A 22,797-nucleotide genomic window follows, 5' to 3' on the forward strand; every position below is an offset into this window, starting at 1 on the left:
CGGTGGGACTGACAGTGGTGTCCGGCAGCGGACACACATGGCGGCTCACCGAGCAGATCGGCAGCGGCGCTGAAGGGTTCGTGTACGGCGTCGACGACGGCCGCCCCCTCGTCGCGAAACTCGTCCCGGACCCGCCCGACCCCGAGGTCTACCGGCGCCGCGTCGCCCGCCTGGTGCGCCAGCGCCGCGAACCCCGCACCGTCGGCCTGCTCTCCGGCACACCCGTCCGGCTGGCCTGGCCACTGGTCCCGGTACGCACGGGCGGCGGCACCGGGTCTGATCGCGTCGACGGTTATGTGATGACCGATATGCGCCACGCCTACCAGCCGTTCAGCCACCTCCTCACCGCCTCCACCCGCACTGCCTTCCTGCCCCGGGCGACCTGGGCGACCGCCCTCCACGCCGCCCTCGCCCTCGCCCGGCTGTTGGGCGAACTGCACGCCGAGGGCTATGTGGTGGGCGACCTCAAGCCCGACAACCTCTGGGTCGACGAGACCGGCCGGGTCGGTATGGCGGACGTCGACTCCTGGCAGTTCACGGACGGCGGCGAGCTCTTCCCAGGCCGCATGCGTACCCCCGGCTACACCGCTCCCGAGCGGATCGGCGCCCCGGCCGGTACGCCACCGGACACCGCGTCCGACGAATTCGCCCTGGCCGTCCTGGTCCACCAGCTCCTCATGGCCGGCCTGCACCCCTTCGCCGGGCACCCGGCGGACGGCGGCGACTATCTGTCGTACGACGACAACGTGGCGCGCGGCCGCTGCCGGATCGTCGACCGTACGTCGGTACTGCTGCCCCGCTCCGTGCCGCCCGCCGATCTGCTGCCGAGACGGCTCGCGGAGCTGTTCCGGACGGCGTTCGGACATGCGCGCCGACGCCCGACGGCGGCCGAGTGGGCCCAGGCGCTCGCGGCCGAGCTGGCCCCCGGCCGGCTGAAGGCGTGCGCGGTGAACGCCCGCCACCTCCACACCGTGGAACGGCCGTGGTGCCCGTGGTGCGACCAGGCCGAGCGGGGCGCCGACAGCTACCCCGGCCGGGTTGCCGACAACTGCCCCGAGCGCGGCGCCGACAGCTACCCCGGCCGGGTTGCCGACAGCTGCCCCGGCCCGTCGCAGGAGGAAGCATGACGACCCACCTCTCCGTCGCCCGGACGCTGGACCGCTGCACGGTCCTCGGCCCCGGCACCCGTGCGGTCATCTGGGTACAGGGCTGCCCGCTGCGCTGCCAGGGCTGTGTCGCCGCGGAGACCCTGCCCTTCGAGGGCGGCACCAGCCGCTCGGTCGCCGAACTCGCCGACTGGCTGAGTCGGCTGGACGGCGTCGAGGGCGTCACGTTCTCCGGCGGTGAGCCGTTCAGCCAGGCCGGGGCGCTGGCCGAACTGCTCGACGCGGTACGGGAGCGGCGCCCGGACTTCGGTGCCATGGCGTACTCCGGCTTCCGCCACGAGGCACTGCGGCGCGGCGACCCGGACCGGATCGCCCTGCTGGACCGGCTGGACCTGCTGGTCGACGGGCCGTACCGGGCGCCGCTCCACGGCAGCCTGCGCTGGCGCGGCTCGGAGAACCAGCGGCTGATCCCGCTCACCGACCGCTACACACGGGCCCTGGCCGAGCCGGACACGACCGCCGGGATCGAACTGTCGGTGGACGCCGACGGATCGCTCTCCTGGGCCGGGGTTCCGCCGACCCCCGGATTCCGGGAAGGGCTTGAGAAGCAGCTCGCGGCGCGGGGGTTCGTGCTGCACACCGAGGCACGGAGGGAACGATGAGCGGATCACCCAAGTACAGCAGCGTGCGCGTCGGCGCGGTGTACGCCCAGCGGGAGGCGGCGGAGCGCCGGCGCCGGGCCGAGCAGCGCCGGGCCAGGGAACGCAGGCGGGCGGCCGAGCGGGCCCGGCTGGCCCAGGAGGCGGCCGTCCGCCGGGAGCGAGCCCGCGCCGAGGCGGAGCGGCGCCGGGCCGAAGTCGCCCGTAAGGAAGCCGAGGTGGCGGCTCGCCGGACAGCCGAGCGCGACGCCCGGCTGGCCCAGGCGCGGGCGGAGCAGTCCCGGGCCGACGAACGCGGTCTCGACGAGGTGCGAGAGCTGATCGCCGAGGCCCAGCGGTCCGGGGCCCGGGCCGAGATCGGTTCCCTGGAACGGGAGTTGGCCGAGCTGCGGGGGCGGGCCGCCCGTGGGGAACAGCTCGGGGACGCGGTGGAGGAACTGCGCGGCCGGGTCGTGAACCTGCGCCCGACCGCGGCCGGGGACCGTACGGATGACAGCGCCGATGTCCTGGCCGGCCTGGAGCGCCGACTCTCCGCCACCGGCCCGGACGGCGCCGCCCTCGACGCGGATGGTCATCGGCGCTGCACCGACCTGCTCGACCAGCTGCGCGCGGCTGCCGGCCCGGAGCGGCAGGTCCGTTTCGAAGCGCTGCTCGGCACGGTCGAACACGCCCTTGCCCGGCATGCGGCGACGGTCTCGGAGGCGCGGGAGGCCACCGTGCGGCAGGCCCGCGAGGCACAGGAGCGCGAGGCGGCCGAGACGGCGCGGCGCGAGCGGGCCGAGGCAGCCGAGGCCGCGGAGCGCGAGCGCGCCGAGGCGGCGGAGGCGGCCCTGGAGCTGGCCCTCGGGGAGGCCGCCGAGCGGTTCGACGTCGTACGCCCGGCGGCCGAGGGCGTGCTGGACACCGCCGCCGAGCTCGGCGACCCCGGCCTCGCCGACGAGATCGAGGACGCCCTGCGCGCCGTCACCGAGGCGCTGACCGCGCGCTCGGCGACCGAGGCCCTGGCGGCGGTCGCCGATCTGGAAGGCCGGCTCCCCGACGCCGAGGACCGGCTGGACGAGCTGGAGCTGGCCTACCAGCGGCGCCGGGACCTGGTGGAGGCGCTGCGGGACGCCATGACCGGCGAGGGGTTCGCCTTCGAGGGCGGTGAGGACCAAGGCGGCTCCTTCCGGCTGCACTTCACGCGGCCGACCGGGGCGACGTACGAGACCACGGTCGCCACCGAGGACGACGGCACCCCCGTCCTCGTCTACCACGTGGACGGCGAGCCGGACGTGAAGCTGTACGCCCCACAGGACGAGGCGGTGTGCGACACCACCGAGGCGCTGCTGGAGCGGGTGCACGAGGCGCTGGGCGGCGACGACGGCTTCGTACCGGGCGAGCTGACCTGGGACGGCAAGCCGCCGCCGGACCAGCGCGGCAAACCGCTGCCCGGCGGCACCTCCTGGACGTGGACGACCCCATGAGCACGGTCGACTTCACCAAGGACGAGGACGGTACGGGGCCTGTCACCGCCGACGGCATGATGCCCCTGTGGGCGGTGTCGCTCGGCTGGGAGCTGCGGCGCGGCCGCCAGGTGATCCTCAACGGGCAGATCCGGGACCGCTGGTGGTTCGATGACCGGCCCGCCACCTTCCGGGAGCTGGTCGCCGGGGTGCTGGAAGTGCGCGGTGCCGATGTGGTGGGCTGGTGGGACCCGGTGGCCGGGCTCACCTTCCCACTGCCGGGCCACGCGGAGCGCTTCGCCCAGCTGGAGGCGGGCCGGCCGCACACGGCCACCAGGAGCGGTGGCCGGGACACCCCCGCGGGCGACCGGCCGGCAGGCGACCGGTCGGCAGGTGACCGACAAGGAGACGCAGGGCAGCAGGACAACCCGCGCAGCCGACGCGGCAGCGAACGCGAGCGGGACCGGTCGAGCCTGCTCTCCCCTCGCCGGGCCGGCCCCCCGCGCGCCTTCGACGACGTCCTCGCCACCGTGCACCGAATCGCCGCCTCCCCCGACGCGGCCACGGCCTTCGTCTTCCAGGACGTCGACCACCACCTCCCGCCCGGCCAGCCGGAATCGAACCCCGGCTACCTCCGGCTGCGCGCCGCGATGACGGACGCCGTGACGCCCCGCCGGACCCTGGCGGGCCGCCGCCCGCACGCCCGTAACGCCGTCCTGTGCGCGGTGGGCGACGTCGGCCGGCTGCCCGGCTGGTTCCATCTGGAGGACCCCCGGATCGCCACCCTGCACATCGGCCCACCGGACCCGAGCGAGCGCCGCCTGTGGCTGACCTGGCTGCGCGGCGACTTCAACGGCGCTCCGGACGCCGCCCGCCACGACATCGAGGCCCTGGTCGGCGCGACCGACGGCATGTCCGGCTGGGACATCGAAGCGCTCGCCCGGACCTCGTGGCTGCGCGACGCGCCCCTGCAGAAACCGGACAAGCTCCTGGAACTGCACCGGCTCAACGTGAGCGTCGACCCGTGGACCCAGCTGGACAGGGAGACCGTCGCCCGCGCGGCCGACGTACTGGGCGCCCGAGTGGTCGGCCAGGCCAAGGCCGTCGACGCGGTGGCCGCCGCGCTCCAGGCGGCCTTCGTGGGCATCGACTTCGGCGGCTCCGGCACCGCCCGCCCCCGTGGCGCGTTCTTCTTCGTCGGCCCGACCGGCGTCGGCAAGACCGAACTCGCGAAGTCCGTCGCCGAGTTGATGTTCGGCGACCAGAGCGCGTACGCCCGCTTCGACATGAGCGAGTACCAGCAGGAACACGCGGCCGAACGGCTCGCGGGCGCGCCGCCCGGCTTCATCGGCCATGAGCAGGGCGGCGAGCTGACCCGTCGAGTCCAGGAACGGCCGTTCAGCGTCCTGCTCTTCGACGAGATCGAGAAGGCGCACCCCCGGGTACTGGACAAGTTCCTCCAGATCCTGGAGGACGGCCGCCTCACCGACGGCCGCGGCCAGACCGCGTACTTCTCCCAGTGCCTGATCATCTTCACCTCCAACACGGGGGCGGAGGCGGTCCAGGATCTCCTGTCCGAAGGCGATGAAGAAGTGCCGTACTCCGCCCTGGAGGCACACTTCACCCGGGCCGTGGAGGAAAAGTTCCGGGCCATAGGCCGGCCGGAGATCTACGGTCGGCTCAAGCCGGGCGTGGTCGTCTTCGACATGCTGCGCCGCGCGCACATCGTGAAGATCGCCGACCGGCTGCTGGGCCAGCTCACCGAGTCCGTCCGCGAACGCCACCAGACCGAGCTGGTCCCCGATACGGACACCCTGCACCCCTGGATCACCGAGCGGATGAGCGACCCGGAGCACCAGGCGTACGGCGGCCGGCAGATCCGCAACGAACTGGAGCGGCTGCGGGCGGCCGTGGTCACCCACTTCCTGGCCCACCGCCCGACCCCGGGCAGCCGGATCCGGCTCGGCATCGACGACGACGGCACACCGTGGGTCAGGACCGAGGAAGGGAACGGCTGAACACATGCTCGGCATCGCCATCGGCCACCGCATCGCCCGCATCGGCCGACTCGACCCGGAAGGCCGCCCGACCGTAACGGCGACGGACCTGGCCGGAACGGACGGAGTCGCCGACCCCACCACCGCACTGACCATGCTCCTCGCCGAAGTCACGGGTGAGGAGGCGGTGGCCACGGGCGAGGAGGCGGTGCTCGGTCTGCCGGCCTCCGCCGGCCGCGAGGCCGAGGCCGACCTCCGCCGCGCCGCCGAGGACGCCGGCCTCCGCGTCAACAGAATCGTCCCGGAACCGGTCGCGGTGGCCCTGCACTACGGCGCGATCGACGAGGGCGTACACCGCACGGTGCTGGTGGTGGACCAGGCCGCGACCACAGTGGATCTGACAGTCCTCGCCATCACCCCGGATCTGACGGTACGCATCGTCACCACGCGCGCCGTACAACTCGCCGACGACCACACCCTCACGGCGATAGCCCAGGAACTGACCGAGGCAGCCCCGGACGCCGTACTCCTCTCCGGCGACCTGTACACAACGCCCGCCCACCGCGCGGACATCGAAAACCTCGCCGATGCCCAGGGCCTGACGATGCGCTGCAGGAACCCCGAACTGGCCGTCGTACGCGGCCTCCTGCTCCTGGAGGACTTCGGCCTCCTCCGCATAGCCACCGGCCCGGCACCGGCGAGGACCCACTTTCCCCCTCCCCTGGAGGACCCGGAACCGCAACCCTGGTCCAATCCCGTGCAGGATCCCGAACCACAGAACGCCCCACCCGACAACGCCCCCAAGGGTCCCGGGGCCGTGCCGACTCCGCCGCGCCAGCGCGAGCAACCCCCACCGCCCGACAGCGAACCACCCACCGCGACCACCCCACCCATCCCAATCCCCACACCCGAACCAGAAGCAGCACCAGAACCAGCACCAGAACCAGAGCCAGAACCAGAGCCAGAACCAGAGCCAGAACCCGAAACGCCGCGACCGGAACCGGCCCAGGCCCAGGTCCAGGCCCCCACCCTCCGCTCCGTCCCGGTGACCCAACTCCAGGCGATCCGCCGAGACGACCACCTCCTCGTCCTCTGGGCCTGGCCCGACTCCGCCCTCACCGCTCGCGTCCGCTGGCGCCGCGAGGACGTAACCACGGCCGGCGACGGCCCTCGCGACGGCGACACCCGCTGTCAGCGCCGGGTCTACGAACACGACGGCGGCCTGGACCTCCCCGTCGGCCGAGGCGCGGTCACGCTCACCGTCGAGGCGCTGGTCCCCGACCCCGCCGTCGACACCGAGGGCGCCGCCTCCCTGCGCATCCCGGCCGAACCTCCCATCGTCGAGTACGAACCCTCCCTGCGCCGCCGCCTCACCGGCACCCGCGTCGCGACCGTCACCTTCACCGCCCGGACCGGCTGCGACCTCCCCGCCCTGCGGATCGTCCACGGCCTCGGCCGCTACCGCCCCACCAGCACGGCCGAGGGCACCGTCCTCCACGAGGTCCCCGCCCAGCGCCTCCCGGCCGGCGCCCCCCTCATCGTGGAGTTCCCCCTCCCCAGCACCAAAGGCCCCTCCTGGCTCGTCTGCTTCCCGGTGGACGGCCCCGACTCCGGCCCCGACTCAGAACAAGACCGCAACATCGACATCCGCCCCACGGCGCTGCACCGGCTGCGAGTGACCTGAATGGCCAAACGACTCACCTGCCCCTACTGCTACGAGACCTTCGCCCCGCGCGAGATCCGCTTCCGCTGCAACAGCAGGCTCAGCCGCACCCGCAAGCAGTGCCAGCGCCGCCGCGACCCGGTCCTCGACGAACGCTTCGGCAGGCGCCCCAGCCACGACGTGGGCCCGGACTTCGCCGCCGACGGCCGCAAGTCGACGGCGGTGTGCCCGGACTGCGACGGCGAGACGACGTACCGCATCTGCCCGGTCTGCCATGTCGAACTGCCGGTGCAGTTCGGGATGGTGGAGAACCGGCTGATCGCGATGGTGGGCGCGCGATCGTCCGGCAAGACGATCTACATGACCGTGCTGCTGCACGAGATGCGCAACAAGATCGGCGAGGCCTTCGGCGCTTCGCTGATGGGCCTGGACGACACCACCATGCGCCGGTACAGCTCGGAGTACGAGGACCGGCTCTACCGCGACCGGCAGATGTTTCCGCCCACGCAGACCGCGACGACCAACGCCAACCGGGTGGAACCGCTGGTGTTCAGGTTCGGGCTGCGCCGCAAGCGGCTGTTCGGGGAGCGGCCGCAGCACAGCGTGCTGTCGTTCTTCGACACGGCGGGCGAGGACTTCAACAGCCGGGAGAGCGTGGAGCTGAACACCCGGTATCTGACCAACGCGGACGGCATCATCCTGCTGCTCGACCCGCTGCAGATGCCGGGCGCCCGGGACAGCGCGGCGCCCGGCACGGCGCTGCCGGGCGAGGACGGCATCGATCCGCCGATCAACGTGCTGAGCCGGGTGAGCGGCATGCTGCTGGCCGCGCAGGGTGGCAAGGCGGCGAAGGTCGACACCCCGATCGCGGTGGTCTTCTCCAAGATGGATGCCTTCTGGCATCTGATGGAGAACGGCAGCCCGCTGCGGTCGCACGCGCCCGCGCTCGGCCGTTTCGACGTCGGCGACAGCCTCAGCGTCCACGAGGAGGTGCGTCAGCTGCTCAGGGAGTGGGACGGGGTGCCCATCGACCAGTCCCTGGAGAACACCTTCGCCCGCTACCGCTACTTCGGCGTCTCCGCACTGGGCCGCAGCGCCACGCCCGAGGCCCGGGTCGCCGACACCGGAATCCAGCCCTACCGGGTCGCGGATCCGCTGCTGTGGCTGCTGAGCGAGTTCGGGTCGGTGCCGAAGGCGGGCCGCGGACGATGAGCCTCCAGCAGCTCTACTACACCTCCTGCGAGCACGGGCTCAGCCATTCCGCGGGCTTCCAGTTCAACGCGGTCAGCGAGCGGGTCTCGGCCGAGACCCGGCTCCGGGTGGAGGGCCTTGCCGGGTACGAACCACCGCGTTCGCTGGTCGAGTCGGACACCCCCGAGCTGCTGGCCCGCTGCCCGGTGAACCTCTGCCACATCCCGGACCCGCAGGGCGGCGCGACCACGCTGTGCGTGCGGTACGTCGGCCGGGACTCGGCACGCCGCTTCGGCAACTACTTCGCCCACGCGCTGTACACCGAGAGCGAGTTCACGCCGGGCAGTGGTGGTCTGCTCGCGATCGAGCTGTGGGACTCCCCGGTGTGGACCGCACGCGTCTCCGATACGACCGAGATTCCGGAGCTGCCCGCGCCCCTGCCACGCGGCCCGCTGTCCCCCCGCGCGGCGCGCGCCTTCCTCCGCGCGCACCCGCACGCCGAGCAGCTGCCGGCCCTGCTGGCTGCGGTGTTCGCGGCGCTCGCGGAGGACGGCTCGGTGGTGGTGATCGACGATACGACAGACCGGATCGCCCACTGGTTCGCGACCGTCTCCTACCTCCTGCCACCCCCGCTGGCCCGCACCCTCTCCTTCGCCACCTACCTCTTCCGCCCCACTCGCAGCCGGCTGCACCTGATCGGCACGGTGCCCGGCGCGCAGCCCGACTTCGGCCCCGACGACGAGGAGTCGTACACCGTCTTCGACTTCTCCGCGGGCCGCTTCCCCGAGGTGGTGCCCACCCACCATCTGGTACGGCTGCTCACCCGGATCGGGGTCGGGGCGATCCGCTCGGTGTGGTCGTGGACGGCCGAGTACACGCACGGCCAGGAGCGGACGCTGGGCGACTGGCACGCCCCGGTGGCGGCGGCCGCGGCGGCGGGCGGCACAGAGCTGACCGACGCCGACCTCCGCGCGGTGATCGACTGGCTGCCCGGGGCCGGTCATCTCGGGCCGCGCCGGGCGGCGGTGGCGGCGGACATCCACCACGCCCACCGGGACCTGGACGACGACCAGCTCGCGGTGTTGAGCGGGGCCGCCGAGAGGGGCGGTGACACGGCGCTCCACCATGAGCTGGAGGGCAAGCTCCACCAGTCCCGGATCCGCGCCTATGTGACCGGCGTGGAGAACGCGCCCGGTCCGGTGCCGATCACGCGCCCCGCCGAGCGGGAGCGGGCCACCGCCCTGTGGCAGCGGATGCTCGGCGAAGCCGCCAACTGCCGCCAGCAGGTACGGCTGCTGCTGTGGGCGGTGGGCGCTCGGCTCGCCCCGCCGCCGAAGCTGCTCACGGACCGGAGCCTGGACCTGGCCCGCGCCCTGCTCGGCGCCTCCGGCGCGGGCCCCGGTCTGCGGGAGGAGGTCGCCCACCTCGTGCACACCCTCCCGGAGTTCAGGGCCCAGCTGGCGACCGCGGTGCAGGAGGTGCTGGACGAGCGGGGCGGGCAGGAGCAGCTGTTCGCCCAGTTCCCGGCCACGTTGCTGAGCGAGCGGGACCTGGGTGAGCGGCCCCGGCTCCTTGAGCACTACTGGCTGGCGCAGGCCGAGCGCCGGCCCACCCGCACGGTCGACCTGCTGTTCAGGATCCTGGAGGTGCGCGGCCAGGTCTCCCCGGACGCGGAGCTGCTGCGGGGGCTGTGGCGGCAGCCGTCGCCGGCCTGGACGTACGAGGAGGCGACCGAGATCGCCCGCCGGCTGCCGTCGGGCCAAGGGGCGGACCATCCGGCGGACGAGGCGGTCGGCGAGTGGTTCGACCGCGCGGTGAAACAGGAGGTCCGGGACGAGGAGGGGCTACGGGCCTGCCTGGTGCTGTGCGACACACTCACCGCCCCCGGACGCGACGCCTGGCTGCGGGCGGTCACCCGGGAGTGCGTACGGACCACACTCCAGCTGGACACGGCCTTGCGCGAGGCCACCGAGGCCACGGCGCTCGCCCGCGCGTTCCGGATTCCGCAGATCGACGCCTGGGCGGCCCCCCGCGCCCTGAAGTACTACCGGCTGCTTCCCGCCATGCTCCGGGTGCCCGCCGACCCGGCCCGGCTGCGCACCGAGATCGGGGAGTTCGGCTTCTCCCTCGCCGACGGATACCTGCGCAGCGTCTACGGGGCCGCGGCGACCTCGGACCGTGTCGACGAGGTGCTGTTCAGCCAGGTCACCGGGGTGATCGCGATCAACTACGAACGGGTCCCTCTGCCGCTGGCACATGTGGAGATCGTCCGTGCGCTGCGCCAGCACGCTGCCCGCTTTTGGCGGTCCGAGGACCTGGACCGCCTGTCCCGCGCGCTCCGCCCCTACAACACACGGCTGGCCGACGACTATGAGCAGTACGCGGAAGACCGTCTGGGCCGCGTGAAGAAGTGGAGACGCAAGCGCAACCATCGGCGGCCCTCGGACGGCCCCCGACCGGAAGAGGGGTGAGCCCGAAGATGAGCGACATCCTGACCTTCATCATCGTCCCCGCCCTCTACCTGGCCCTGCTCCTGCTCTACCTGCTCTTCGTCCCGGCGATCGCGGCCCTGCGCGGCGCCGCCCTGGTGAGTGAACTGCTGTGGCGCTACTGCCAGTTGCTCAATGGCGTGTTGCGCCTGCGCACCCCCGAGTTCGTGACCATCCCGCCGTACCGCCCCGCCGACGAACGGGCCCACCGCAACTACTTCTTCGGACCCGCCACCCGCGATCTTCGGCAACTGCTCATGCAGGGGCGGCGGAGTTACGTCCGTACGGTCACCGACGCCTACCGCCGGGTGACCGCCGACCAGTTCACCGCACCCTCCATGCACCGATCCGCCTCGGTCCCCTACGGTCTGACCCTCTATCTGGGCCTCGGCGTCGGCGCCGCCGCCGCGGTCCCCGTGCTGGGTCTGCTCCTCGGCCTGCACGCGCTCGGGGTCGCCCTGTTGACGGCCGGCGCCCGGCTGACCGCACTCACCCTGCGGGCCGCCGACCGTGCGGTGATGATCCTGCGCGGGCTGCCCCGGGGCATGCTGTGCCCCAGCTGCTTCGAACGCGTCCCCTATCCGGCCTACGACTGCCCCCGCGCGACCTGCCGACGCCGGCACGCCGACATCCGCCCCGGCACCTTCGGCCTCTTCCGGCGCCGGTGCGCCTGCGATGAGCGGATACCGACGCTGCTGATGCTGATGAGCAGGGACGCCCGGCTGAGCGGCTACTGCGTGCACGAACACTGCGGCAAGCCGATGAACCCGGACGCCGGGCACATGCCCGAGCTGATCCTTCCGCTGATCGGCGGCCGGGCCGCGGGCAAGACACAGCTGATGGCGGCGATGGTGAAGTCACTGGAGAACACCGCGGAGAACGGCGGTCCTGCGATCCGGCTCGCGGACCCCGAGTCGACCGCCAACCAGCGGGTGCTGAACGAGGTCCTGGAGATCCAGGGCCACACCCGCCCCACCCAGAAGACACTGCCCCGAGCCCATTCGTTCGTACGGGGCAGCGGCCGCGCCGAGCGGCTGGTGCATGTCTTCGACACGGCCGGCGAGCGGTTCGTCAACCGGGAGGAGACCGACGCGCTGCGCTATATCAGGGAGGCCCGTACCTTCGTGTTCGTCCTCGACCCGATGGCCGTCGACGCGTTCTGGACCCGCCTCGACCCGGCAGGCCCGAAGGTGGACCGCACGCTGGCCTCGACGGTCGACCCGGAGGACGTGTTCTCGCGCTCGGTGCAGACCGTACGCACGATGGGCACCCACCTCGACAAGGCCCGGCTCGCCGTCGCCGTCAGCAAGAGGGACCTGCTGACCGGGCAGCCGGCGCTCCTGCCCGACCGCCCGGACGACAGCGATACGACTCGGGAGTGGCTGTGTGAGCGGCTGGGGTTGCGGAATCTGTTGCAGACGATGGATTTGGAGTTCGGCGAGGTCCGGTTCTTCTGCACGGCGGCGGTGGCGGATGAGGAGGGGCGGGTGGACCCCAGCATGGGGGTATTCGTTGACTGGTGTCTGCGCGAGTAGGAGTGTCTCCTGGTCATCGACCGGAGTCATCGAGTAGGCGCAGCGGGATCCACTCCGGCTTCGAGGTAGTCGTGTACCGGTTTCATCGGACCGAGCGTCAGGTCCGTGACGATGTGGCTCGCGGAGATGATCTCCAGAACGGGCAGGTCGGCCAGGGGAGCGAGGACGTGCTCGAACAGCTGCAGCCTGGCCGGCGCGGTCCACGCCTGCTTGACCTCGATGTCGGTGATCTCCGTACGCACCAGCTCGCAGGCCCGCATCGACGCGTCGTAGTCCGGGGCGAACTTGAGCATGTAGGTGGGGATGCTGATCTGCGCACGGGCGTCGTCGGGATCCATGGCGTGGTGTTTGTAGCCCATGGTCGCGGTGGCCACCCGGATCGTGCCGTAGTCGAGGGTGCCGACGAGCGCGGCGTTGTCCAGGTAGAGCGACGGTGAGCCCAGGACCTTGGGATAGGCGCCGACCTCGCGTCCGCCGGCGGCGGCAGGGAAGCTGTCCAGGTACATCGCGCGCAGATACTCACCGGGTTCACCCTGGTAGCTGACCGAGATGGCCTGTCCGGCCTCGGTGTAGGGGCCGTACCCGGTCACCTCGTTCATCTTCATCACCTCGAACCGCACGATGGGGTCCTCGATCTCCAGCGGCTCCGGTGTCACGGCTCTGACGGCGTCCGGATCCGTTCGGTAGAAGATGTTGAGGTACTCGCGATCGATGTACTTGGGCAGCATCGGCGGGTAGGCGGGGGCGCCGATCGGGGTGGCGTAGTGGCGGCGCACATCTTCGGCACGCATGGTTCTTCCGGCTCCTTTGGTACGGATGTACGGATCGGGCCCGATGGCACGGATCGGGCCCGACGGCCTAGGCGACGCTGATCGGAATGCTCTGGGGGCCTCGTGCGCTGCGGGCGGTCCGCATCGTGACGTCACCGGCGATCCGCATGTCCGGGAAGCGCGCGAACAGCTCGCGCAGGGCGATCTCCGCCTCCAGCCTCGCCAGCCCTGAGCCGACGCAGTGATGGGCACCGGCGGAGAACGCGATGTGCTCCCGGATGTTGCCCCGGGTGACATCGAAGCGATGAGGGTCGGTGAACACCTTCGGGTCGCGGTTGGCGCCCCCCAGCAGCTGCACGAGCCAACCGCCGCGCGGAATCTGCCAGCCGTCGAGTTCGACGTCCTCGAGGGCCATCCGGACGGTGAACATCGCCGGCGGGTCGTAGCGCAGAGCCTCCTCCACCACATCGGGCGCGGTATCGGGGTTGTCGAGGAACAGTTTTTTCTGTTCCGGATGGACCAGCAGAAAGCGCACGCTGTTGGAGATGAGGTTGACGGTGGTCTCGAGACCGGCCGCCAGCAGCAGCCCGATCAGCCCGATCAGCTCCTCGTCGGTGACCGGCCGGCCGTCGACCTCGGCGCCGACCAGGCCGCTGATCGCGTTGTCGCGGGGCGCGCGGCGGTTCTCTTCGATCAGCTGAGTGAAGAACGATGTCATCTCCGCCAGCACCGAGCGCACCATCCGGCGCTCGCCCATGGTGCGTACGCCGTCGATGGTGGTGGCCAGTGCCATGCCCCATCGGCCGAACCGCTCGTAGTTCTCGATCTCGATGCCGAGCATGTCACCGATGACGGCGGTGGGCACCTGCGCGGTGAAGTCACGGACCAGATCGAAGTCCTGGCCGCCGGAGACGCGGTCCAGATGGCTGTGGACGATCTTTTCGACCCTGGCGGCGCGGGTGCGGAGGGCACTGGCGGTGAACCAGGGCGCGACAAGTCTGCGCAGCCGGGTGTGCTCGGGAGGATTCACCGCCAGCAGCGACCGCTCGATGGGGTGGATCAGCGTATCCGCGTCCCCTTGGCGCATCTCCCAGGCCGGGGGCGACGGGGGAACCGGCATACCGAACCGGGGGTCCTTCAGGACCGCTCGACACTGGGCGTGTGAGACGGTGCAGAAGATCCCGAGTTTGCTGCGGTAGACGTCGCCGTGCTCCCGGATCTGTTCGTACAGCGGGAACGGATCGGCGGGCTGCCGTCTCCCCAGCAGTTTCGCGGCGGGATCCCCGGACAGCGCGGCCCCCGCCATCATGGTCCGGAACGTGGCGAGCTTGATCGCCGTACGAGCACCTCGGATGCCCATGCCCATCATCGGATGTCCTCCTCTCAAGGTCAGTTGACCTTGCGGTCGCTGTCCGCCCACAGCTGCTCGCGCAGCTTTCTGCGCAGGATCTTGCCGCTGGGGTTACGCGGGACCACGTCGATGACCTGGTACGTGGCGGGGATCTTGAATCGGGCGAGCTGGCCGCTCAGGAACCGTGTCAGCTCCTGTGCCGCCGGTACGTCATGGCCCTGGCGCAGCACGATGTACCCGCGCACCTCCTCGCCCGACGCGGGGTTGGGGGCGCCCACCACCGCTGCCTCGGCGATGGCCGAGTGGCGGCACAGGGCGTTCTCCACCTCGGCCGGGTATACGTTCTCCCCGCCGACGATGATGGTGTCGGTGATCCGGTCGCGGATGTAGAGGTAGCCGTCCTCGTCCCGGTAGCCGGCGTCCCCGGTGACGATCCAGCCGTCGACGAGGGTGCGTGCCGTCGCATCGGGCAGATTCCAGTATCCGGCCATCCGGGCCGGTGTGTGCAGCCACACCTGGCCGACCTCTCCCGTCGGCACATCGTCGCCCTGGGAGTCCACGATCCTCATCCGTACGCCGGGATAGGGAAGTCCGGCCGCGGCGAGCCGGGGACTGCCCGGCCGGTGCTCCGAGGGAGGCAGACAGACCGCGGTGTTTCCGGTCTCGGTGAGCCCGTAGATCTGGGCCAGTTCGCAGTCGAAGACGTCCAGGCCGCGACGGAGCAGTGTGTCCGAGATCGGGGACCCTCCGTACACCACCTTGCGGAGCGAGGCGAAGTCCGGTTTGCCGACATGCGGCTCGTCCAAGATCATGCGCATCATCGCGGGCACCATGCAGGCGGTGGTGATACCGGCTTCCCTGATGAGATCGACCGCGCGCAGGCTGTCGAACGCGGGGAGCAGGATGTTCGTGACACCGGCGTTGAGTCCCTGCATCGCCCACCACAGGCCGCCGATGTGGAAGCCGGGAACGCACACCAGGCTCCGGTCGTCCGCGCGCCAGTCGATCCACTCAAGACCGTGTTCGGCGAGCATGCCGGCGACGGCGAAGAAGCTGCGCTGGGCCAGCACGACACCCTTGGGCGCCCCCGTCGTACCGCTCGTATAGATCTGTACGAGTTCGGTGTCCGTGTCGGCGTCGGCGGGCGGGGCGAATCCGGTGTCGGCGGGCCGGCCGTCAGCCCATGCCTCGAAACCGGCCGCGTCCAGCGGGACGGTGTGCTGAAGCTTCGGCAGGGCCGGTACGGCCTCCTGCACCAGTGGGGCCAGGGCCGGTCCGAAGAACAACAGCTCGGTACCGGAATCACGCAGGATGTGGGTGACCTCGGCAGTGGTCAGCCGCCAGTCGATCGGGACGAGGACCGCACCGGTCTTGGCGCACGCGAGCACGATCTCGTGAAATCTCTCCGAGTCGGCGGCGAAGTGCGCGACCCGGCTGCCGCGCCGGACGCCGGAGGCGGTCAGCGCCTGAGCGGTCCGGTCGCTCCTTCGGTCCAGTTCCCGGTACGTGACCTGGACCGATCCGCAGACCAGCGCGGGGTGATCGGGCCGTTCGGCCGCGTGCCGGGCCAGGCTGTCCTGAAGTGTTCCGGGCCTTGTGCTGGGCTGAGTTCTGCTCATCCGGTGCCTCGCTCGCCAGGGGTAACGGTCAGTGCCAGGAGTAGCTGTCAGTGCCAGGTGTAGGAGTCGAGCCAGTGGTGGCCGCCGGTCGACGGCGTCGGGCCGGGAAGGGGACCGGGCGGGCGACCGGGCCGTGCGGTGGCGGCGGCTTCGATGAGGACGTGTGCGTTGACCCCGGTGAAACCGAACGCGTTGACGCCTGCCAGCCGGTGTTCCTCCGAGGGCCACGGCAGGGCCTTCGTCGGCACCGTCACCGACGTCGGCCGGCCGAAGACGGCCGGATCGGGATCGGTGAAGTCGGGTTGCGCGGGCACGGTGCGGTGGCGCAGCGCGAGAATCGCCCTGACCAGTCCCACGGCCCCCGAGGCGGTCTCCAGGTAGCCGATGTTGGCCTTTCCACTGCCGACGTAGAGCGGCGGGCCGTCCGTGGAGTTCCGTTCGTACGCGGTGGCTATCGCATCGATCTCGACGGCGTCGGCGACCTTGTCGGCGCTGCCGTGCGCCTCGACGTAGCCGACCTGTGCCGCGTCGACCCCGGCCGCGGTCAGACAGTCCCGGATGGCCCGCTGCTGTCCCGCGGAGGACGGGACGGACATCGTGGACCGTCGGCCGTGCTGATGGATCGCGCTCGACCGGATCAGGGCGTATGGAGTGTCCTCGTCGGCACGGGCGTCCTGCTCGCGCTTCAGCACCAGCACCACGCTCCCCTCGGCGCGGACGTATCCGTCGGCGCGGGCGGTGAAGGGCCGGCAGCGCCCGGTGGCGGACAGCATGCCCGCCTTGGCGAACACCGCGGTGGTGATCGGTGACAGCAGCAGATGACTCACTCCCACGATCGCCACATCGCATTCCTTGCGGCGCAACGCGGCGCCCGCGAGGTGCACCGCGACGAGGGTGGAGGAGCAGGCGGTGTCGACCGTCAGCGCCGGACCGTTCAGCCCGAGGCCGACGGAGATCCGCCCGGCGGCCCCGCTGACCACCGTGCCGGTGGCCATCGGCGCGGACATCCGGTCGGCGGTGACGCCGTTACGGATCCCCGCCAGGCCGTACTCCGGTGTGGTGACGGAGACGAAGACACCCACGCGCAGGCCGCCCGGGTCGGTGAGGCCCGCGTCCTCCAACGCCCGGGATGTCTCGGTGAGCAGCAGCCGCTGCTGCGGGTCGAGGCAGCGGGCCTCCTCCTCGGACATGCCGAAGCGCTCGGCGTCGAAGAGGTCGATATCGGTGAGGTACCCGCCCTGGCGGAGCGCGGCGGCGTACGGCGCGATGTCCGGCGCCGCGAGGTTCCAGCGCGGTCGGCCCAGGCTGTCGGCGGGAACACCGGCCTGCTCGGTGGCCAGCACCCTGCCCTCGTCGACCATCGCCCACAGCTCGGCGGGGGTGTCGATACCACCGGGCAGTCGGCAGCTCATCCCCACGACCGCCAAGCCCTCGGTCTCGGCCTGGTGCTGCCGTGCGAGGAGCAGCATCAACTGGGTTCTGGACAGCTTCTCCAGCGATTCGATGTACGCCCTCATCCGAGGTCCTTCAACGCCGCCAGTTCGGCCTCGGCGTCCAGTGACTCCAGTCCGCCGCTCGGGTCGCCCGGATCACCCGGGTCGCCCGTCCCGCCGTCGTCCGGCCGGATCAGTGCGTCAAGGTGCTCCACCAGCAGGTCCGTTGTCGGGTAGTCCATGGTGATCGACGCCGACAGGGAGGTGTGCAGCGCCGCCTCCAGGCCGTTCTTGACGTCCACCGCGGCCAGTGAGTCCAGCCCCAGGTGGGTGAAGGGCGTGTCGGCCGGGATGTCACCCGTGGCGTCGAAGCGCAGCACTTTGGCCACGGTCCCGCGGACCAGGTCGGCGAGCGCCTGCCGCCGTGCGTCCTCGGGCAGCCCGGCCAGTTGACCGACGTCGAGCGTACGTACGGCGTTGTCCCTCGGACGTGCGAGCCCTTCGTACAGGGCGTTGGACAACGGCCGTGTCGCGGCGTACGCGGTCCAGTCGCATTCGCCGACCACGATCTGCGGAACGGGGGTGTCCAGCAACGTGGCCAAAGCGCGGGCTCCGTCCCGGGGCCGGATGAACACCATTCCCTGCCGCTCGAACGACTGCTTGTGCGCCTCGTCCAGGGCGGCGGCCATGCCGACCTCCGCCCACGGACCCCAGTCGATCGCGGTACCAGGCAGGCCGAGAGCGCAGCGCCAGTGCATGAGCGCGTCCAGAAAGGCGTTGCCCGCGGCGTAGTTGCACTGGCCCGCCTGGCCCAGCACGGCGGAGCTGGATCCGTATCCGATGAAGAACCTGACCTCGGGGAGGTCGGATATCGCCTGGTGCAACAGCCAGCTTCCGTAGACCTTGGCCCGGAAGACCTTGTCGATGTTGTCCCAGTCCTGTGAGTTCACGGGCCGGTCGGAGAGCACACCCGCCGCGTGGACGACACCGCCCAGCGCAGGTCCTTCCTTCGCGAGACTTTTGAACAAGGCGTCGACGGCCGCGGGTTCCGCGATATCCGCGGCGTACACCCGCACACTGACCTGCTCGCCGAGTGTCTGCCTGACCTGTTGGAACTCCTGGTCGTCGGGGGCTCGCCTGCTGACCAGCGCCAGGTGGCGCGCACCGCGGTCCACCAGCGTCCGAGCCGTCAGCAGGCCCAGGCCACCGAGCCCGCCGGTGATGAGGTACGTGTGGTCACCGTCGACCGGCGACTGCCCGGGTTCGGTCGCGATCGGTTCCTCGGTCGCGATCCGCTCCTCGGGGCCGCTCGGGACCAGTCGGCGGACATGGCGCCGACCATCGCGGTAGGCGATCTGGAACTCGTCGGGATCGCTGCTCAGCAACTCCTCGAGCACGGTGGCCGGGTCGCTCTCGCCCACCGGCAGATCCAGGAGAGTCACCCGGTGGTTCGGATACTCGCTCAGCAACACCGCACCGAAGCCCCAGACGCTGGAGGCGGACAGCCGGCTGCCGTCGTCGGCCTCGTCCTGGGGAAACCACTGGCCGCCTCTGGTTACCAGCCACAGCCGCTGATCCGGCCCGAATCCGCAGGTCTCCAGGAGGCCCACCAGCTCCAGCAGCTCGGTGTACTGCCGCTCGCATTCCGCACGCAACCCATCAACACCGAGGCCGGGCACCGCGGCGCACCGCTCGCCCGGCTGCCAGAACCAGCACAGATCGGTCGGCCCCTGCGCGAGCAGATCGGGGAGCTGGGCCAGGTCGGAAGCGAAGGCGAGCGAGGTGCCGGTGCGCTCCGCCTCTTCGGCCAGCGACACGTTCTCTTCCAGACCACTGTGCAGCAGAGCGATACGGCGCCCTGGGACGGGCGCGGCCGAGGCGGGCGCTTCGATCCACCGGGTCTGATAGAACATCCGCCGCCGGGCGACACCGACCGAGGACATCCGCCGCAGTTCCAGGCCGTTCAGTACGCATACGACGCGCCGGCCGTCGTAGAGCACCACATCGGCGACGAAGTCCACATCCGTGGACGGCTGCGCGGGGAGCAGCCGGACCACGCTGCGCAGCCTCGCGCCACGGGGCCGGCTCAGCAACCGGAAGGACCGCAGCCGGACGGGAAGACCGGGCTGGATGATGGTGGCCAGGGTCTGCAGCGCGGAGTCGAGGATCGCCGGGGGGAGGTGTTCGGTGGTCACCCCCGCCGGACCGGTGATCTCTGCCGTCACCAGGTTGTCGCCGCGGCGGGTGAAGGACTCGATGAGACGGAAACGCGGGCCGTAGTCCATACCGGAATCCGCGAAGTCTGCGTACAGCTCGGCGATCCGCTGGTCTCGCTGTTCGTCCCCCGCGTCGGCTCCGGCCAGCTCTTCCAGCAGGTCGGAGCCGTCTTCGAGCGGTACGGCGTCCTGGCCCTCCTTGCCGATGGCCGCGGTGACGTGAAGCCTCTCGATGCCCGCGTCGTCGCTGACGCTGAGGATCTCGATGAGTTCGCCGCCGTCCTCGGTGGTCCTGAGCCGGGTGCGCAGACTGATGGCGTCGTCCGACAGCAGCAGTGGCTCATGAATGCGCATGTCGTCGATCGGAAACCGGGTGTGTCCGTGCACGGCGTCCACCGCGGCGATGAGCAGTTCGATGAACCCCGCTGCCGGGAAGACCACTTGGCCGACGACCATGTGATCCACCAGGTAGTCCGGCCGACCGGCGCTGATCCGATTGGTGAACTCCCTTACGGAGGCGGCGCGTTGCTTCTCGTTCGTGGTCTCGGCGCCCAGCAGAGGGTGATGGGCACTGGCATTGATGTCTTTGCCGAAGTCCGGCAGCCAGTACCGCTTGCGGTCGAAAGAGTAGGTCGGCAGGGTGACCCGCGGCTTCGGCCGGCCCTCGTGGAAACCCCGCCACGACAGGGGCAGTCCCGCCGTGTAGAGCTGGGCGGCGGCTTCGTACGGCGAGCGGTCCTGCTCCGCCGCGGATCCCAAGGACGCCACCCACAGGTGGCGGGAGGCCGTCACACAGGCGCGCCCGGAGTTGATCAGGGCCCGGCCCGGCCCGATCTCCACCATGGCGTGCGGTCCAAGGCCGGCCAGTGTCCGGATGCCACCGGCGAAGTCGACGGGTTCACGGATCAGCCGCGCCCAGTAGGCGGCGGAGCACACCTCGGCCACGTCGGCGATTTCGCCGCTCAGATTGGAAATCAGGGTGATCTCGGGTTCCTGGAACCGCACCTTGGCGATGAGGTCGCGGAACTCCTCCACCACCTCGTCCATCAGCGGTGAGTGAAAGGCATGGGACACCGGGAGCCGCTTGATGCGCAGACCACGCTCGGTCAGCTCGGCGGCCATCGCTTCCAGCGGCTCCGCGCCACCCGACACCACACACTGGTCGGGAGCGTTGAGCGCGGCGAGCGACAGGCCGGGGTACTGGTCGAGCAACGGAGCGATGTCCGCACGCGATGCCCGCACCGCCAGCATCCCGCCCGGTGCCGACACCGACTGCATGAGCCGGGCCCGTGCCGCCACCAGCCCGATCGCGTCCGGAAGCGGGAAGACACCCGCCACGGTGGCCGCGGCCACCTCACCGATGCTGTGCCCGATCACGGTGTCCGGACGGATGCCCCACGACTTCCACAGCTCTGCCAGGGCGTATTCCAGTGTGAACAGCGCGGGCTGGGTGTACCGGGTCTGGTCCAGCAGTTCTGTGGCATGGCCCTCACCGAACATCACATCGCGGACGGGCGGCCCGTCCAGGTGTTCCGAGAAGAGCCGGTCGCATACGTCGACGGTGTCGCGGAAGACCCGGTGGCTCCGGTAGAGCCCGGCCGCCATGCCGGGGTACTGAGAGCCCTGACCGCTGAACAGGAAGGCCACCTTGCGCTGCTGCGGGGTGTCCTCGGTCTCGCGGAGCTGCCGGGCCAGCAGCGCCTCCAGGTCCGCCGGGCCGCCGACGACTCCGGCGATACGCGAGGCGTGATGCGTCCGCAGGACATTGCTCGCGTGGCACAACTCCTCGACGTCGGTGTCCGGATGGTCGGCGAGATAGCGCTGGTACCGCTCCACCTGGAGTCCCAGCGCCTTGCGGGTGCGGGCCGACAGGGTGAACACGGCCGCGCCGGACCGTGGCCGGGCGCTCTCCTCCCGTACCGGGCCGGACGCGGGGGCCTGCTCGATGACCGCGGAGGCGATGGTGCCGGCGAAGCCGAAGGAGTTCACCAGCGCCCTGCGGGTACCGGCCGGCCAGGGTACGGGCTCGCGGGGCACCGCGACGGGAAGCTCATCCCATGCGACATGGGTGGAGGGGATGTCCATGTTCAGATGCGGGTAGATGAACTCCTCGCCCAGTTGCAACACCACCTTGATGATGCCGCTGACACCGGCCGCGGCCTCGGCGTGGCCCAGGTTGGTCTTGCCCGAGGCGACGAAGACCGGGGCGGCGGGGCTGTGCGACTCGGCGAAGACCTTGCCGATCGCCGATAACTCAATGGGATCGCCCAGCGCGGTGCCCGTACCATGCGCCTCGACGTACTGGATGTCCTCAGGCCGCACTGCCGAGTTGAGCAGTGCCGCGCGCATCACCCGCTGCTGGGAGCTTCCGTTGGGCACCGTGAGACCGGCGCCCTCGCCGTCCTGGCGGATCGCCGATCCGCGTACCAGGGCCAGGATCCGGTCGCCGTCCCGCTGGGCGTCGGACAGCCGCTTGAGCGCCAGCGCACCGCACCCTTCGCTGCGGGCGTATCCGTCCGCGCGGTCGTCGAAGGTTTTGCAACGCCCGTCCGGGGCCAGCATGTTGGCATCCGTCGTCACGATGTGCGCCTGCGGGTGGTGGACCAGGTTGACCCCGGCGCACAGGGCGATATCGCACTGCCGCTGCCGCAGGTCCTGCACGGCCGTGTGCAGCGCCACCAGCGACGATGAGCAGGCAGTGTCGAAGCTCGCGCAGGGGCCGTGCCAGCCGAGGACATACGACAGCCGTCCCGAGGCGGCGCTGTGGGCGGTCCCGGTGCCCAGATAGCCGTTGATCGCCTCGTACGGCAGGGTCTCCGCGGCGATCATGTAGTCCGCGGAGCTGATCCCCACATAGACACCGCCGTCGCCGCCGCGCAGCGCGTGCGCGTCGAGCCCCGCGTCCTCCAGCGCCTCCCATGCCGTCTCCAGCAGCAGCCGCTGCTGCGGATCCACGTAGTCGGCCTCTTTCGGCGATATACCGAAGAACGCGGGATCGAACCGGTCGATGCCCTCGAGGAAGCCGCCGCCCCGGGTACGGATCGTGCCCTTCGCGGCCGGGTCGTCGCTCTCGAAGGCGGCGACGTCCCAGCGGTCGGAGGGAATGGGGCCGGTGCCGTCCCGCCCGGAGCGCAGAAACTGCGCCAGTGACTCCCGTGTGTCGTTGCCACCCGGCAGCCGCAGACCGATGCCCACGATGGCGACCGGTTCGTACTTCTCCAGCAGCAGCCGCTGGAGCAGATCTCCGTCAGGGTCGGCGGCCTTCTGCCGACCGCTCTGGCTGCCCATGGGTGTCGTCATGTCGCTCCTGGTATGGGGTGCAC

General features: G+C 71.0%; 13 protein-coding genes. 8 read left to right on the top strand and 5 right to left on the bottom strand.

Annotated features, from left to right (window positions below; genetic code table 11):
• Positions 1-2: 2 nt before the first annotated feature.
• From ACFV2X_RS45035 to ACFV2X_RS45070, 8 genes are read left to right on the top strand one after another with little or no spacing between them, the layout of a single operon-like run.
• Positions 3-1,127 carry a hypothetical protein gene (locus ACFV2X_RS45035; RefSeq protein WP_385627659.1) on the top strand — a complete coding sequence of 375 codons (1,125 nt, stop codon included), beginning with the start codon at positions 3-5 and terminating at the stop codon, positions 1,125-1,127.
• Positions 1,124-1,768: a 4Fe-4S single cluster domain-containing protein gene (locus tag ACFV2X_RS45040; RefSeq protein WP_385627661.1), complete on the top strand. Its 645-nt coding sequence runs from the start codon at positions 1,124-1,126 to the stop codon at positions 1,766-1,768. Before ACFV2X_RS45035 ends, ACFV2X_RS45040 begins: the two co-directional genes overlap by 4 nt.
• On the top strand, positions 1,765-3,231 hold the full coding sequence (locus ACFV2X_RS45045; protein WP_385627664.1) for a hypothetical protein: 1,467 nt from the start codon (positions 1,765-1,767) through the stop codon (positions 3,229-3,231). Before ACFV2X_RS45040 ends, ACFV2X_RS45045 begins: the two co-directional genes overlap by 4 nt.
• Positions 3,228-5,228 (top strand): AAA family ATPase, encoded by a 2,001-nt coding sequence (locus ACFV2X_RS45050; protein ID WP_385627666.1) that lies wholly within the window; start codon positions 3,228-3,230, stop codon positions 5,226-5,228. The genes ACFV2X_RS45045 and ACFV2X_RS45050 overlap by 4 nt, the downstream gene beginning before the upstream one ends.
• Positions 5,229-5,232: 4 nt before the next feature.
• Complete coding sequence (locus ACFV2X_RS45055; protein ID WP_385627668.1) at positions 5,233-6,891, top strand: Hsp70 family protein; 1,659 nt, start codon at positions 5,233-5,235, stop codon at positions 6,889-6,891.
• Complete coding sequence (locus ACFV2X_RS45060; RefSeq protein WP_385627670.1) at positions 6,892-8,082, top strand: hypothetical protein; 1,191 nt, start codon at positions 6,892-6,894, stop codon at positions 8,080-8,082. It abuts the gene before it with no gap.
• Positions 8,079-10,532 (top strand): GTPase-associated protein 1-related protein, encoded by a 2,454-nt coding sequence (locus ACFV2X_RS45065; protein ID WP_385627672.1) that lies wholly within the window; start codon positions 8,079-8,081, stop codon positions 10,530-10,532. Before ACFV2X_RS45060 ends, ACFV2X_RS45065 begins: the two co-directional genes overlap by 4 nt.
• A gap of 8 nt (positions 10,533-10,540) precedes the next feature.
• Entirely contained in the window at positions 10,541-12,085 is a 1,545-nt protein-coding gene (locus tag ACFV2X_RS45070) for a hypothetical protein (RefSeq protein WP_385627675.1), read from the top strand.
• A gap of 26 nt (positions 12,086-12,111) precedes the next feature.
• Here ACFV2X_RS45070 and ACFV2X_RS45075 read toward each other — a convergent pair whose 3' ends face one another.
• From ACFV2X_RS45075 to ACFV2X_RS45095, 5 genes are all read right to left on the bottom strand, one after another.
• Positions 12,112-12,876: an acetoacetate decarboxylase gene (locus ACFV2X_RS45075; protein WP_385627677.1), complete on the bottom strand. Its 765-nt coding sequence runs from the start codon at positions 12,874-12,876 to the stop codon at positions 12,112-12,114.
• A 67-nt stretch (positions 12,877-12,943) separates the two neighbouring features.
• The gene (locus ACFV2X_RS45080; RefSeq protein WP_385627679.1) at positions 12,944-14,215 is read right to left on the bottom strand and encodes a cytochrome P450; all 1,272 of its coding nucleotides are present in this window, start codon (positions 14,213-14,215) and stop codon (positions 12,944-12,946) included.
• Positions 14,216-14,244: 29 nt separating this feature from the next.
• Positions 14,245-15,825 (bottom strand): long-chain-fatty-acid--CoA ligase, encoded by a 1,581-nt coding sequence (locus ACFV2X_RS45085; protein WP_385627681.1) that lies wholly within the window; start codon positions 15,823-15,825, stop codon positions 14,245-14,247.
• A gap of 47 nt (positions 15,826-15,872) precedes the next feature.
• The gene (locus tag ACFV2X_RS45090) at positions 15,873-17,342 is read right to left on the bottom strand and encodes a polyketide synthase (protein ID WP_385627682.1); all 1,470 of its coding nucleotides are present in this window, start codon (positions 17,340-17,342) and stop codon (positions 15,873-15,875) included.
• Positions 17,339-22,774 (bottom strand): type I polyketide synthase, encoded by a 5,436-nt coding sequence (locus tag ACFV2X_RS45095; protein ID WP_385627684.1) that lies wholly within the window; start codon positions 22,772-22,774, stop codon positions 17,339-17,341. Before ACFV2X_RS45095 ends, ACFV2X_RS45090 begins: the two co-directional genes overlap by 4 nt.
• Positions 22,775-22,797 lie beyond the last annotated feature (23 nt).

It is taken from the genome of Streptomyces sp. NPDC059679, from assembly GCF_042734105.1.
GTDB lineage: Bacteria > Actinomycetota > Actinomycetes > Streptomycetales > Streptomycetaceae > Streptomyces.